Origin of the sequence: Natrialba sp. PRR66 (genome assembly GCF_034808065.1) — an archaeon.
In the GTDB taxonomy this organism is placed as follows: domain Archaea; phylum Halobacteriota; class Halobacteria; order Halobacteriales; family Natrialbaceae; genus Natrialba; species Natrialba aegyptia.
This window is the reverse complement of sequence record NZ_JAXHGN010000001.1, coordinates 825503-839914: the sequence shown is the minus strand read 5'-3', so window position 1 is coordinate 839914 and position 14412 is coordinate 825503. Positions and strand designations below refer to the sequence as shown.

13 protein-coding genes and 1 pseudogene are annotated in these 14412 nt (G+C 62.5%); 6 read left to right on the top strand and 8 right to left on the bottom strand.

Features of this window, described 5'->3' with window-relative positions:
* Nucleotides 1–366 precede the first annotated feature (366 nt).
* Nucleotides 367–999, bottom strand: coding sequence for a GAP family protein (locus tag SM755_RS03945; RefSeq protein ID WP_323171531.1), 633 nt, complete (start codon nucleotides 997–999; stop codon nucleotides 367–369).
* Nucleotides 1000–1278: 279 nt separating this feature from the next.
* Between SM755_RS03945 and SM755_RS03940 the strand changes: the two genes are divergently transcribed.
* On the top strand, nucleotides 1279–1683 hold the full coding sequence (locus tag SM755_RS03940) for a DUF5518 domain-containing protein (RefSeq protein ID WP_049915811.1): 405 nt from the start codon (nucleotides 1279–1281) through the stop codon (nucleotides 1681–1683).
* 244 nt (nucleotides 1684–1927) lie between these two features.
* Nucleotides 1928–2128 (top strand): hypothetical protein, encoded by a 201-nt coding sequence (locus SM755_RS03935; protein ID WP_323171530.1) that lies wholly within the window; start codon nucleotides 1928–1930, stop codon nucleotides 2126–2128.
* Nucleotides 2129–2235: 107 nt separating this feature from the next.
* Here SM755_RS03935 and SM755_RS03930 read toward each other — a convergent pair whose 3' ends face one another.
* Nucleotides 2236–3411: a Xaa-Pro peptidase family protein gene (locus tag SM755_RS03930; protein WP_323171529.1), complete on the bottom strand. Its 1176-nt coding sequence runs from the start codon at nucleotides 3409–3411 to the stop codon at nucleotides 2236–2238.
* A gap of 181 nt (nucleotides 3412–3592) precedes the next feature.
* Between SM755_RS03930 and SM755_RS03925 the strand changes: the two are divergent.
* The 3 genes and pseudogenes from SM755_RS03925 to SM755_RS03915 form a co-directional block, all read left to right on the top strand.
* A pseudogene (locus SM755_RS03925) lies at nucleotides 3593–4120 on the top strand (transposase); the annotation flags it as partial.
* A 96-nt stretch (nucleotides 4121–4216) separates the two neighbouring features.
* Nucleotides 4217–4975 (top strand): creatininase family protein, encoded by a 759-nt coding sequence (locus SM755_RS03920; protein WP_049903106.1) that lies wholly within the window; start codon nucleotides 4217–4219, stop codon nucleotides 4973–4975.
* 561 nt (nucleotides 4976–5536) lie between these two features.
* Nucleotides 5537–5860: a hypothetical protein gene (locus SM755_RS03915; protein ID WP_323171528.1), complete on the top strand. Its 324-nt coding sequence runs from the start codon at nucleotides 5537–5539 to the stop codon at nucleotides 5858–5860.
* Nucleotides 5861–6214: 354 nt separating this feature from the next.
* On the opposite strand, the gene SM755_RS03910 is transcribed toward SM755_RS03915, so the two are convergent.
* The 6 genes from SM755_RS03910 to SM755_RS03885 form a co-directional block, all read right to left on the bottom strand.
* On the bottom strand, nucleotides 6215–6661 hold the full coding sequence (locus SM755_RS03910; protein WP_323171527.1) for a S26 family signal peptidase: 447 nt from the start codon (nucleotides 6659–6661) through the stop codon (nucleotides 6215–6217).
* Between the two features lie 7 nt (nucleotides 6662–6668).
* Nucleotides 6669–8468: a hypothetical protein gene (locus SM755_RS03905; protein WP_323171526.1), complete on the bottom strand. Its 1800-nt coding sequence runs from the start codon at nucleotides 8466–8468 to the stop codon at nucleotides 6669–6671.
* Between the two features lie 6 nt (nucleotides 8469–8474).
* Nucleotides 8475–9650 (bottom strand): hypothetical protein, encoded by a 1176-nt coding sequence (locus SM755_RS03900; RefSeq protein ID WP_323171525.1) that lies wholly within the window; start codon nucleotides 9648–9650, stop codon nucleotides 8475–8477.
* A 39-nt stretch (nucleotides 9651–9689) separates the two neighbouring features.
* Entirely contained in the window at nucleotides 9690–10388 is a 699-nt protein-coding gene (locus SM755_RS03895; RefSeq protein WP_323171524.1) for a hypothetical protein, read from the bottom strand.
* A gap of 320 nt (nucleotides 10389–10708) precedes the next feature.
* A complete protein-coding gene (locus SM755_RS03890; RefSeq protein WP_323171523.1) occupies nucleotides 10709–12295 on the bottom strand; it encodes a solute carrier family 23 protein in 1587 nt (528 codons plus the stop codon).
* 94 nt (nucleotides 12296–12389) lie between these two features.
* Nucleotides 12390–12602, bottom strand: a complete 213-nt coding sequence (locus SM755_RS03885; RefSeq protein WP_323171522.1) for a hypothetical protein — start codon at nucleotides 12600–12602, stop codon at nucleotides 12390–12392.
* A 249-nt stretch (nucleotides 12603–12851) separates the two neighbouring features.
* On the opposite strand from SM755_RS03885, the gene SM755_RS03880 reads away from it, so the two are divergent.
* Nucleotides 12852–14252: a cobyrinic acid a,c-diamide synthase gene (locus tag SM755_RS03880; RefSeq protein WP_323171521.1), complete on the top strand. Its 1401-nt coding sequence runs from the start codon at nucleotides 12852–12854 to the stop codon at nucleotides 14250–14252.
* The last annotated feature ends 160 nt before the right edge of the window (nucleotides 14253–14412 follow it).

Sequence of the window (14412 nt, the reverse complement as noted above, 5' to 3'; positions counted from 1 at the left end):
GAACTGTGCGCGGTATCTCTTACATCGAGCCACATGTCTTTCGGGAAACTGTCAACTGGTGCTATTCTCAGCTGCTCGAATCCGGCCGCCCCACGCCTCAGAGGTCGATTCGTTCGACAGTCGAACCGGAGCCCGTAGCGCCCACTCGCAGACGACTCGATTCTCAACTAATACTAATTCGACTGTAGAGGCGATAGTGGGGGAACTTTCGCTGGTATTGGTGGTCTGTCAAGGGTGGTCGAAATATGATCCCAACAGGAAACGGGTTGCGGCTCCATCACATCATGCGATTCTCTTCGCAAATCGGGGGTGGTCGGCGTGACGATTGCGCCGTGGTCGTCGGTCGATCTGTGACCACTGCGAGGCCTATCCGAAGAGGTTCTGGAGCGTCAGGACGACGAAGAGCAGAATCACCGCTTCGGAGATAACCCACGAGTTCTCGTTCATCCAGTTGCGGACCTGCGGGAGCGCAGCTTCTGCTCGCTCTCCGAGAAGGAACACGCTGAGCGATGGAACCGCCAAGAGAAACAGCGTGAGCAGGACGAACCCGGTCGCATCCGTGACCGGATCGCCGTTTGCCGCGAGGTAGGTTCCGACGCTAACCGAGGTGACGATATCGGTCGGAAAGACGCCGAGGAGGAGAAAACCCAGTTTCAACGAGAGTTGTGGCGTCGCGTTGGTCAGTTTTCCCATCCACGCCGGCGGCTTCGACACGTCCCGTTTCCGGTAGGTATCCACGGCCGCGTAAAGAAGAAAAACGAGGACGAGAACATAGAGCAGTTGCTTTGCGCTCGCTCCTAACAGACCGCCGCTAGCACCGAAACTGTTCCCGAAGAGGTACGCGATACCGACGACGAGACTGATAGAGAGGGACGCGCCGAGAACGTAGGCCGTCGAGTTCGCCCGCCACTGGTCGCTCGTGGCGAGGAAGATCGGGGAGAGTATCTGCGGGCCCGCGATCATCACGATGGCTAACGGGAGGACTTCCAGGAAACTCATGGCTCGTACCCGCCGTGATTCGATCTGTTCTGCCGGCCGGCCCCTCCATTTTTGGAGGCGTATTTACTGGATACCATTACCGTGATTCTCCCCCGAAGCGTAGTAGGCCGCCAACGACAATTAGTGTTGTTGGGATTATGTAAAGAGTACATCTCTGTTTTTAGATATATTCCGTTCGCTCGCCTCGCGCCGCAATTACCTGTCTACTCACGGCAACAGCACTCTCCATTTCTTGTGAAGTGAAGCTTATATCCCGTGACAGCATACTAATAATTGACTATGAGAATTAATTGGTCAGCAGTCATAACTGGATTCGTCGTGACCCTCGTGCTCGGGTTCATCAGCGGGATGATCTACGCGGGATCTGATGCCTCGGTCGCGGTCTTACACTGGGGAACCATCGGCATCCTCGGCGGCCTCACCGCCGGCTACCTCGTCGGTGGAAGAATAGGCACCGGTGCGCTCCACGGCGGTATCGCGACCGTCTTCGGATCGCTCATCCTGTTAGTCATCGCAGCGTTTACGACGCTCCTGTTTGCGGGCGTCGTCCCGATGTTCAGCATGGTCGTCCTGGGCTTGCTCATGCTCGCGTTCTACGCCATCCCCGGTGTGCTGGGTGGCGCGATCGGCTCGTGGGCCAAGAGTCGCCGGACCACCACGGAGATGGTCGGTACGCGGGCCTGAGCGACTACCGACAGGACCGATCACTTTTATCGAAACAGCCGTCCTCTCTCGAGGAGTTCTTTGGCGGCCGTTCGTGATCGCTCACGGCTTTCCGGTGGACAGTTCGATTGTTGTTGGTGATATGGGATATTCAGTGTCGACACTGTGTAATAGCGCACACAAATTCAGGTGTTATTCAAAAATATGTGTGACTTTTTCGATGAAGGTCGGAAAAACATTTACTGCCGAGTATGGAGCGTGAGGCATGAACAAAATACGCAGTATCGACCTGGACAACCCGCTACTGTATATCCTCACCATGATCATCACCTGGATAGTCGTAGCAGGTGTCTTTGAAACGGTATTCGCTGATGGTAACTGGACGAACGCAATTAGCCAGGGGATCGTCGGCGGTCTTGTTTTCGGGGTTGCGATGTACTATCTCATCCAGTATACTGGGAGCTAACCCCCAGAGAAGAACTTGCGAAGAGCAATTGACCATGTATAATTGAGAAGCCTGGTTTCTTCTGGACACTATCGAACGCCGCGTAGAAAATAGCGTCAGGGTACACGTTAGACGACGCGAAGGTCTCTCGGATAGTCGGTCATGTTCTCGTGCCCATCGTCGGTGACGACGACGAGATCTTCGAGGCGGACGCCGCCGGTTCCCTGTTCGTACAGTCCGGGTTCGACCGTGACGACGTGGCCGGCCTCGAGTTCTCCGGCGTGCTGTGCGAGATACGGCGCTTCGTGAACGTCGAGGCCGACGCCATGGCCGGTCGCGTGGGGGAAGCCGCTGTCAGGGTTGTCCGCCGTGCGACCCGTGGGGTAGCCCGCTGACTCGAACACGTCGCAGACGGCGGCGTGGACGGTCTCGCCGGTGACGCCCGCCCGGATGGTGTCCAGTGCTGCCTCGGAGGCCTCGGAAACGAGGGCGTACCACTCCCGGGTGCGATCGCTGGGGGTGCCCTTCACGACGGTGCGGGTCATGTCCCCGAAGTACCGCGTCCGCTTGTGTCGGGGGAAGATATCGATGATGATCGGGACGTTCGCTTGCAGCGGTCCGGTGCCGGGATCGTGGGCGCGGGCCCCCGCGGGTCCGGACGCGACGATGCACTGATCCAGCCCGCAGCCTCGGTTTAGGACCGCGCGTTCGATGTGCTCGCGCACCCGCTCGCTCGTAAGGGGATCGCCGTCGAGGTGTAACACGCCGTCCGCGACGGTTGCGCGTTCGAGCAGGTCTTCGGCGGCGGCCATCCCGTCTTCGGCCGCTCGCTGTGTCTCCCTGATGTGGTCGATCTCGCGGTCGCGCTTGACGGCGCGGATCTCGTCGAGGACATACTCGTACTCCGGCACGACTTCGATGCCGTGCTCGCGCAACAGATCGGCGGTGCCGACCGGGAACGAGACGGGGACCGACACCGAGTCGATACCGGCGGCGTGGAGGAAGTCCACGGTCACGCGTTTTCTGGCTTTTCGCGGGTCCATGTCCTCGAGTGCAGCCGCGTTCCTGAACTCGGCGCGGGAGCGGATTTCGTCGCCGTTGCTGTCGCGTTCGGCCTGGCTACATTCGGGGCCTGGCAGGAGGAGGGTGACGCGCTCGTCGGCGTAGAGCGTGACGAACTCGTCGAGCATGTGGTAGCCGGAGAGGTAGTACTGGTGGCTGTCGTTCCCGTCGGCGTCGATCAGGTAGCCGTCGGTGCCGGCCTGGTCGAGAAACGCGGTGAGTTGGGGGATCGCCGGTGTCATGGCTCCGACGTTTCGGAGGTCGAGCAATAAGCGGTATTGAGGGGTGGTATCAGGGATCGTGCACGTCTGGTTTGCTGACGAATGCTATGATCATCACACTATTTCACCTATCGACTGCGAACCAGTTCCCTATGGGTGTGCAGGTTACAAACTATCGGCCTTGTTTAGACGCTGTTGAACCCTCCTTCGACTCTCCGCAGACCTCCACGAAACCGGTGGCGTACAGGCTATCAATGCTACTGGCTTTGACCGCCATTCGGCCAGTTGCCATTACACAAATCGGACTAACTACACGTTCAGATCGGTAAAAACGACAGCGTTGGGTGACTGTGATACCAGCACCGTGTTGGATATTCACTGTTCGATGAAGCAGCCACATGACACCCGTTGGATGGCAGGTACTCACCCGGAACCTCAACCGGCTACAGACCGTTACCGCTGACAAAGGTATGACTGGGACAATCTCCGCAAAGAGCTTCGGGGTTCAGACGTTCGACCAGTGACCAAACACCGAGAGTTCTCCTCGTTAAATATGGCGCACAACACCCGCCAAGACGACGACACCTATCACCAACGTTCAAACGTTGAGGCAGTGTTTTTCGCACTCAAGCAGCGGTACAGCGACACGTTCCGGGCACGGACGTGGTTCGGGCAATTCCGTGAACTCGTGCTGAAAGCGGCTGTAAGAAATGTCGAACTTGCTTCCTGACTTCGGCCGGTATAGAGGCTGTGGTTAGCAGTTTCCGTGTGGATCGGTGATATATCATCACAAGGTTCTTTGTTCCGACAAGATAGATGCAAATGCATGTCTTCTCGCAAAACAGTATGCCTTGAGGAGATGGTATGGCCAGAGGTTGAATCCGCCCTCGAAAACGGAACACGGACAGCAATCGTGGCTGTCGGTTCGATTGAACAACACGGCCCACATTTGCCGTTGAATATGGATACTCTAGATGGAGACGAGCTTTCACGCCGAATTTCGATAGAGCTGGGCGATGCCCTCGCCGCCCCCACGATTCGCCCCGGATGCTCGGGCCATCACATGGAGTTCCCCGGCACGATCACTGTTCCACCCGAGACGCTGATGGACGTGATCCGATCGTACTGCCGATCCCTCGACGAACATGGCTTCGAGTACATCGTCCTCGTCCCGACCCACGGCGGTAACTTCGGGCCGGTCAAGACCGTGGCTCCCGACATTGCCCGCGAACTCGAAGCCACGGTGATTGCACTTGCCGATCTTGACGAACACATGCAATTGCTGAACGAGGGGCTTGGCGAAGCCGGCATCGAGTACGAACAGGACGTGATCCACGCTGGGGCCGCCGAGACGGCGATGGTGCTGGCCATCGACGAGGGTCTCGTCAGGACGGAGAACGTCGAGCTCGGGCCCGAAGGCGAAATCTCGCCAGCGCGTCTGCTAAGTGAAGGGTTCAAATCCATTACCGAAAACGGCGTCCTTGGTGATCCAACGAAGGCAACCACCGAGGCAGGAGAAGTGATCATCCAGAACGTCGTGGAGACGTACGTTGAGCATATCAGAACCGAACGCGATGCAGTCTGACTGAGCGACCCACCGACACATACGTAGGCTTACTGAACGCCTGATTCGTAGCGTTACCAGCGCAAGGAATCTGGCTGACTTACCTCGTCTAAACAAGACCCATAACAAGTATTCGTCAGTATGACCACGCGTTGGCAGTCACCATATCGAAAGGCGATCATTGGATTTCTCATCGGAACTACGGTAGGGTTAGCAACCGGAGTTTTTGCAGTCGGAGACCCGTGGCAAGAAGAGATTATTCCTGCTCTTGGAACGGGGATCGGGATTGCGGTTGCGTTCTATTTCGTGGCTGGAGAGTGATTTCAGTACTCCTTCCCGATAGCCAACGGTAGATATAAGTCACTACCAGTTAACAATTAGAACGGAAGCCACGACGCCGGGTACGAAAGTGCCCCGGGTGCTGATACACCCGAGACGTGGCTTCCAAACCCTCCCGGGGTTCACAAGCCATGTTTGCGTACATTCTCACGGGATATAAACATCCCGCACGATTGATGAGTCGAACTGTCCGCGTAGCATCGTCGCTATCCGTCGAATTCGCCGGAATTTCGGGGTGTGACAATGGGGCTGCGTGACGACAATGAGTCGGATACCGAACCGAACGAAAACGACGACGCGCACAAGAATCCGGGCGAGACGCACGAACACCCCGGTGACGCACACGAAAATCCCGATCGCGAGACCGACCACGAGTTCAGAACGTGCCCGCGGTGCGGGGAGCCGATCACCCGAACGACGGTGATCGGGCCGACGGACGCGGTTGCGGGGCCGTGTGGGTGTCGCGTTGCGCCGCCGGTTCCCGACGACGTAGCGCAGGGGGATCGGGCTGATTGTCCCGAGCGTTTTGAGCGACCCGAGCGTTCCGACCGAGCCGACGAGTCCTAACAGCCGCGGACAGCGTTCGCGGACAGACCCATCCAACGGGTCTGCCGAACGGAGCGGGTCGCGGCGGGACATCGGATTCCACGCAGCGTGTGATGGGACATCGCTCACAGCCATCACGACCACTGCACCACCACCATTCGAAACCGCGGCGCGGAATCCGAACCGAACTCGCGGCTCGACGCTGTTGTAACGCGAGGCGGTGCTCTCGAACACCTCGCGAACCCGACCGTTGCACTGAACTCCGTAGATCGAGTTCAGTGCACGGCGGTAAGGAGCAAACGAAACAGGGAGCGCTCGGACGACACACTGGCTCGAACGCACTGTAATCCTGGCGCTGCAATCAGAAGCGGTCGCCTACCGCCAGTACGTGCCCGTGATCCACTGCGGCTCGACCGGGCGCGAGAGGCCGGTTTCTTGGTCGTACGACGGGTTGGAATCTCCTTTCGTGATGTAGCCCTCGTTCGGGGCGGGGCAGTGGACCGCTTCGGCACAGGTGAGTGAGCCGGTCGTGTTCCCCTCGAGCGCAGCGACCCAATCGTCTCCTTCCGAAACGTACGACACGGCCCGATGCACCACGAGTCGGTCCGATTCGTTGCCGTCCGCGTGAAAGACGATTATCTCGCCGCTCTCGAGGTCCTCGTGCGATCCCCACTCAGAGACCACGATCCGGGAATCCCGCTCGATCGTCGGCTCCATGCTGCCCGTCGGGACGTGGTGAATCGCAACGACCAGCGAGAGCCCGTACAGCAGTCCGCAGATGAGCACGAATCCGCCGCCGGCGATGAGCAGTTCGCGTTTCATTGGTCTGTTAGTCGACGTCGACGGTGAGCGTGGCCGTCGCCGGTCCCGCGGTCGCCGTCGCTATCGTCTCGGTCGCAGTGCCGAGTTCGACGGTGAGTGTGAACTCGATCGTGGTGTCGATCCGTGCGGCGTCGGCGGTGGGTTCGAGGTGGGTGAAATCGGGGTCGATAGCTGAGTGAGAGGACAGCGAAACGGTGTCGATGTTCAGGGCGGTGAACGACGGTGTGAGCGTCCCGTGTGGGAGGTCGGCGGGGTCCAGGAGGTCGGTCGCGGGAACGGTGTGGGCGTCGACAAGCGGTTCGAACGTCGTGCTCCCGCCGGAGGGGGTGGTGCCGCCGTCGTGGGGGATGGGGGTATCGAGAAGGTGCGGGTAGTCGTCGGGGTCCGTGACGGTCGTCCAGGTGTCCGTGAAGTCGAGGGCCGTATTTGCGCTCGCCGCAGCGCCTTGCAGTTCGCTCGTCGACAGTCCATCGAGGTCTTCGTCGCCGTTCGCTTCGATGAGACCGACGGCCGTTCCGGAGGCGTCCGTATCCCAGTAGGTTCGTTCGAGATCGCCGGGATCGCCGCCGATGCACAGAAACAGGAGACACGTCCGGTCGGTCTCGTTAACGGCGACGAAGCCGGCTGCGTTGTCGTGGTTCGGGACGGCGACGGTGGCGTAGGCATCGCTGATGACCCCGGTTTCCTCGATGTCGTCTCCGCCGAGGCCGACGAGCGACAATAATCCGTCGAGGACGCCGATAACGAGTTCGAGCAGCGAGCCGATCAGCCCCGCGTCTTCGCCTTCGCCGAGTGCGTTCGCTCCCGCGAACCCGCCGACGACGGCGTCGCCGTCGATGGTGCCCCGTGCGTAGGCGTCGCGGGTATCGGCGACGTTCAGGCCGACGAACCCGCCGGTGAATCGGTCGCCGGTGACGGAACATTCCGCGTACGAGCGATCGATGTGGCCCTGTTCGGTTTCGCCTTCTTCCCGCACGTTCGCCCCGACGAGTCCGCCGACGAGTTCGGTGCCCTGGACGGCACAATCGAGCGCGTACGAGCGGTCGATCGTCCCGATGTTTAGCCCGGCGATGGCGCCGACGGCGTTGGGACCCTGAACGTCGCCGTGTACGAGGCCGACGCGGTCGACGGTGCCCGCGTTGACGCCGATCAAGCCGACGCCGTCGTCGTCCCCGTCGATCGTGAGCCCGCAGATTCGGTGGCCGTTGCCCGTAAGCGTCCCCTCGAACGCCTCGTCCGCGTCGGTATCGGTGAGCGGATCGAATCCGCTTCCATCGTTCCAGGCTCCCGTCTGCGTCGCATTGATGTTATTGCCGAGTTCGTAATGCGCGTCAAGGGCTGCAGCGATCGCCTGGAGTTCGTGATCGGTCGTGATGACGTACGGATCGCTCGCGGACCCGTCTCCGTCCATTCCGTCGAGGACGGCACCGAGATCGGCCGGCGCATGGTCGTTTGGCTCGCTCCAGCCGGCGAACGCGCGTTCGGCCCGGCCATCGACGTGTGGATTGGCCTCGAGCGTGAACTGGAACTGGTACCCGTCGGTGAGGACGCTATCGGGAACGTTGGCGTAGTCGACGGTGATCGTCGATTCCTCGGCGACGACGGCCTCGGTGACGATGCCGCAGTTCGTCTCGATCGTCACGTCCGCAGCGTTGAACTCGAGCGAAGCGGCGAACGTCGGTTCCTCGACGCGGAGAAACTGATCGTATCCGAACGCGGATCCGAGGGCCGTCCCCAGGAATCCGGCCATCGCCGTTCGGCGCGAGAGCGATTCGGTCACGGTCGGTTGTCGGTCGGTCGAGTTCATGTCGCGTTACTCCGGTTCGGTCGTTGCTGCCCCGTCGAGTGCGATCGTTCCACCGGCGGACACGCCGCGGGTGGCGGGCGGCTTTGACGGGGAGTCCGGGTCTGACGGGTCTGACGGAGCCGACGGCTTGTCGGGTGTTTGCACGATCTTTCGCGTCGGCGTCACAACGACGACGAAGTGCTGTGTCGTCTCGGCTCGCCGGTCGTCGAGTTCAGCGCGAACGATCACGTCGAGGGCGGTGACCGCCTGGGCGTTCCCGGTCGGTTCAAACGCCGCATACGACGACGAGATCGCAGTGTGTTCCGCGAGTGCCATCGGTCCGTCGTGAATGTGTCCCGTCGCGGATCTGGACGGCGTCGGTTCGATGGCGATCGTTCCCGCGGCGATCGGTTCGAAGTCGGAAGCGAACTCGGGTCGGACGAGGAGCGAGACGGAGATTTCCGTGCCGGTCTCGATGTTAGCACCGTCGTCGTACGTGATCGTGATCGGCAACTCGCCGCCCGCGAAGTACATCGCGTCGATCCCGCCGGCGTCACCGTCGACGACGAACTGCTCGGAAAGCGTCTCGGCGGCGACGGTAAAGCCGGCGTCCCGCGAGACGATCACGGTGATCGTGTCGGTCGCCGTGGCAACCGTTCCGTACGTCTGTGATTCGACCGTCACCGCGATCTCGACGGTCGTTTCTGCTCGCTCGTACCGCTCGGTCGGCGCGAACTCCGCGTAGTCCGCGGAAACCGCTGAATGGTCGGCGAGATCGATCCCGCTCCGGTCGAACCCGTCCGAACGAAGGGTTCGGGAGATGACGCCGCTGGGCGTCGCGCCGACGTTGATCGTGCCCGAGGCCAGCGGCTCGCGCTCGTCGGCGAACGTCGGTCTCACGCCGATCGTAACGTCGAACTCGCTTTCGTTTCGTGCGACGCGATTGAACCGCTCGTAGGCGATCCGCAGCTCGATCGTCTCACCGGGAATGCGTATCGGCTCGCTGTCGCCTCCGTGCGTGGTGGCGACGACGTCGGCAGGAGAGACGGTCGCGTCGACGGTAACGGCAGGGTCGTCCTCGCTCCCGCGGCTGTGCAGCACGTACCCGAGTCCAACGCTCCCGGTCGCGCCGATCCCGAGCAGCCCGAGAAGCGCCGCTCGGCGAGAGATGTCGTACTCCGTCAGCGGCGTGTTGTCGGTCATTCTATTTCGAACGCTGGTTCGCTATCCTGTGATGGCGGCTCAGTCGGTCGTCTGCGGGGCGTTCTCGGCTTCACCGCCGAGGACGATGTGCCCCCCAACCGCGATTTCGATGTCGTCCTCGTCGATGGTCGTCACCGTGACATCGAGTTGCACGGTGGCCTCGCTGGAAACGGTGTCATAGCTGGTCGCGGCGACCGCTAACGTGAACTCCAACGTCGTCGTCGCCGACTCGCCGACGCCGTCGGCGGGCTCGAAGTCCCCGAGTTCGATCTGGCTGTGGTCGTCGATCAGGATGCTGGAGACGCCCAAATCGCCGTCTAACGAGGAGACGATCTCGTCGCTCGGGAGGGCACCAGCATCGATCGTGGTTTCGAAAATCGTCTCTTCGCTCGCGCCGAGGTCTGCGGAGGCGAGCCCGAGGGTAACGTCGAACTCGTCGACGCCGTCCCCGACCTGGCTCTCCTGAAAATTGATGTATTCGAACGCGATTTCGGTCTGGCTGCCGTCGATAGCCACGGACGCAACGTTGCCGTCGACGGTGGCAATCGTGATTCCCTCACCGGTGAGTTGCAGGTCACTGAACGCGAACGCTGGCTCGTCCGTGGCAAAGAACGTTCGGTAGCCGAACAACCCGCCGCTTGCGATCCCCGCAGCACCGAGTACGGCCGTCCGTCGATTCAAGAGCGCGATACCACGGTCACGATTATCCTCATTCACCCCAAATATGTCATCTGTCATGATACTCCAGACTACGACACAGTATATATGGATTAGAAGTTGTCTCACGAATCGAGAACATGTAGAATCGTTACTACCATGTGGTGATCACTGCACAGCACTCGGCGCGAGCCGAGTCCGTGCCGAGAGACGGTCTCCGCCCGGACGGCGATGATCACGACCGGCCGTGGCCTCCGTACCAATACCGGCCTCGTCAATACCAGTCTCGCCGCCACCACCACCACCATCATTTCCCGCCCGTCGAAACGACGGGACGGGACCGGGTCGAACGCACAGGTCGACACGGAGACGAGCAGAAGCCGCTACACGCGAGAACAGCGTCAGCCTTCGGCCTGCGACTCAGTGCCGCCGATCCAGCGGTCCCAGAACGTGTTGAACTCGGTTTCGTCCTCGGTCAGCCGATCGAGTTCAGCGAGGCCGCGCTCGGTACGGGTCCCCGGAATCGTGTTGTCGAGGACGAGCGCGGCGAGGCCGCCGATGGCCATGCCGGTCGAGCCGATAATGTAGATCGTATCGACGACGGCGATGGCCGCCCCCTCGATGACGGGGACGAGGACGGTGCCGGCGATGGCGTCAGCGCCGAGCAGCGGGTCGATCGCGCCGGCGAGGCCGACGGCCTCGCGGAAGGCGAGCGTGCTATCGAAGTTGCCCATGTACGATGGAATCGCGAGGCCGACGAAGAGGGCGAAGCCGACGATGAAGACGTTGCGCGAGGAGTCGAGGTCGACGTGTTTGAGGTTCCCGATGCCGACGGCGACGATCTGGGCGAACATGGCGATGAAGAGGCCGCCGATGATGGGGTCGGGAATGGTCGCGATGAGCTGGCCGAAGTAGCCGATGAAGCCGACGAGCAGCATGATGACAGCCCCGAGCTGGACGACGTAGCGCGAGGCGACGCCGGTGAGTCCGATCGCGCCGATGTTCTCGGAGTAGGAGGTCGAGCCGCCGGTGCCCATGATGCCCGAGAAGACGTTCATCAGACCTTCCATACCGATGCCGTGGTTGATTCGCTTTTCGCTGGGGGCGGCGGCACCGGTCAGGTTCGCGACGGCGTAGTAGTCGCCGATGCTTTCGACGATCGAAGCGAGCACGCCGGCGAACATGCCGACGACGAACGCGGTCGTGACCTCCGGGGTGCCCCACTGGAACGGCCGGATCGGCAGGACGAGCGAGGTGGTAGTAACATCGCCAAGCGGGACGTATCCGGGGTGGCCGCTACCGAGGGCACCCGCCGCCGACAGCGCCGCGGCGACGATCCAGGAGATGCCGATTGCCAGGATGACCGGATACAGTCTGAACGCCCGGTGTTTGAGATCGAGGTACTGCGAGAACAGCAGGATGAGCCCGAGCGTGAGTCCGAGGAGCCACCAACTCTGCTCCGGCGACGTGATCTGGCCGGCGTCGAACAGCGCCAGCCCGATCAGGGCGATGGTGGGCGCGATGGCGACCGGCGAGAGGTACCGCTGGAGTTTCCCGACCAGGCCGAAGTACCCCATCGCGACCTGGACGACCGCGGCGAGGATGATCGCCCCCTGTAACTGCACCAGTGCGGCCTGCCAGTCCCCGCCCGCCCCGCCAGCGGTGACGACACCGATGATGGCGAGCGCGGGCGCGAGCATCGAGAACGGTGCGCCCTGGACGATCGGATACCGGTTGCCGAACGTCGTCTGGGCGAGCGTCGCGATCCCCGAGACGACGAAGAAGGTCCCGATGAACTGCGGCCACAGTGGATCCGGCATCCCCATTGCATCCGCCAGAAGCAGCGGCACGGCGATGTTCGCGCCGACCATCGTCAGATAGTGCTGGACGCCGAGCACGGCCGACTCGCCGAGCGGCGGCTGGTCGTCGATACCGTACTCGATGTCGTCCGCGCCCGCGTTCCCCCCTGCTGTGTCTTCCCCCGTCATCGTGAACTTACCGGATAACGCGCGAGCGCGCTCAAAGACGTGTTGATGTTCGCGCTTCGCCGTACCGATTGTTGTCACTGATCAGACGGTGCAGTTACTCGCCGCCGTCATCGGAACGGTCGGGGTGGCCGTCCTGTTCGTACTCTCGCAACACCGACGTGATCGTCCGCGAGACCTCTTCGAGCGCGACGGCGTTCGTCTTCCGAAGGTCGCCCTCCTGGGCCGCATCGAGGTGGCGAAGCGCCTCGCGCAGGTGATCGCCGATCTCGGTCTCGGTTGCGGTCTCGCTGTCGTGGTCGTCTGTCATAGTCGCACCCGGACAACGTTGTAACCGATTCAGGCCGTTAAGTTCGTCGGCGGTACCGGCGTGCCACGTCGCTTGAGCGAACGAGCGCCGTCGAATCGCCCCTCCCACCGACGAGTTCAAGTAAAGTTGCGCAAAGACAAACACAATGGCAGACCGTCGTTCGCGACCGAGCGGAAACGTGGCGTACAGCAGCACCCGTGCAAGACGGAACCGAGGACGGAGCCGGGACCGGGGCCGGAGACGAGTTCGATGAAGGGAATCGTGCTCGGCGGCGTCAGCTCTGGCGTCGGCAAGACGGTCGCGACGCTGGCGACGATACAGGCGCTCTCGGATGCGGGCCGCGAGGTGCAGCCGGCGAAGGCGGGGCCGGATTTCATCGACCCGAGCCACCACGAGGCGATCGCGGGTCGCCCCTCGCGAACGCTCGACCTGTGGCTCTGCGGGGCCGACGGACTCAAACGGAACTACGCTCGCGCCGGGACCGCCGACGGCGCACGCGCCGGCACCGCAGCCGCCACCACCTCGACGGCGCAACCGGACATCTGCGTCGTCGAGGGCGTAATGGGGCTGTACGACGGCGACGCCTCGAGTTCGGCGATGGTCGCCGCTGAACTCGACCTGCCGGTCGTTCTCGTCGTCGACGCCAAGGCGGGCATGGAGAGCGTGGCGGCGACCGCGCTCGGATTTCGCGAGTACGCCGCCGAAATCGGCCGCGACGTCGACGTGGCGGGAATCATCGCCCAGCGCGCCCACGGCGGCCGTCACGAACGAGGGATCCGGGAGGCGCTGCCGGACGACCTCGAGTTCTTCGGGCGGATTCCGCCGAACGAGGTCCTCGAAATTCCCGATCGGCACCTCGGGCTCGAGATGGGGTCGGAGTCGGCGCTCCCGCGCGCGGCGCTCCGGGAGGCCGCCGAGACCCTTGAGACCGACCGGTTGCTCGCGGCCGCTCGCGAACCGTCCGCGCCCGAGCGCGAGCGCGCTGCTCCGGACCCCGTCGAGACGACGATTGCCGTGGCCAGCGATCGGGCGTTTTGCTTTCGGTACCCCGCGACGATCGAACGCCTCCGCGAGCGCGCCGAACTCGTGGCGTTCTCGCCCGTCGCCGGCGATCCCGTGCCCGACTGCGACGGCGTCTACCTCCCCGGCGGCTACCCCGAACTGTACGCCGCTGCACTCGAATCCGCGGGGACGCTCGCCGAACTCGGGACGCGGGCGAGCGAGGGACTCCCGGTCTTCGGCGAGTGCGGTGGCCTGATGGCGATGAGTCAGTCGCTGACCACGACTGGCGAAGACGATGCCGAGCGAGAATCCGGGACCGAGACAACCCACGAAATGGCCGGCATCCTACCCGCGGACGTCACCATGCACGATCGCTACCAGTCGCTCGATCACGTCGAACTCGCGGCCGTCGACGACACGCTGACCGCCCGCGCTGGCGAGACGATCCGGGGCCACGAGTTCCACTACTCGAGCGCGACCGTCGATTCGGACGCGCGCTTCGCCTTCGAAACGGTCCGCGGGTCGGGGATCGACGGCGACCACGACGGGCTGGTGGCGTACGACTCGCTCGGCACCTACGCCCACGTCCATCCCGAGAGCGGCGCGTTCGATCGGTTCCTCGAGTTCGTCGCCGGCACCCGCGAGTAGGCGAGTACAGTACTCGCCGGCCGGTTTCGTCCCGCCGTCGCCGCGCTGAACTCGGTGGTTTCGGTCACCGGTTCGCAGCGGCGACTATCACGACCGCGACACCGGTGGCGGAGAGTACTCCCCGGATCGGCCAAAACGGGTGCACACGCAAGGGCAATTA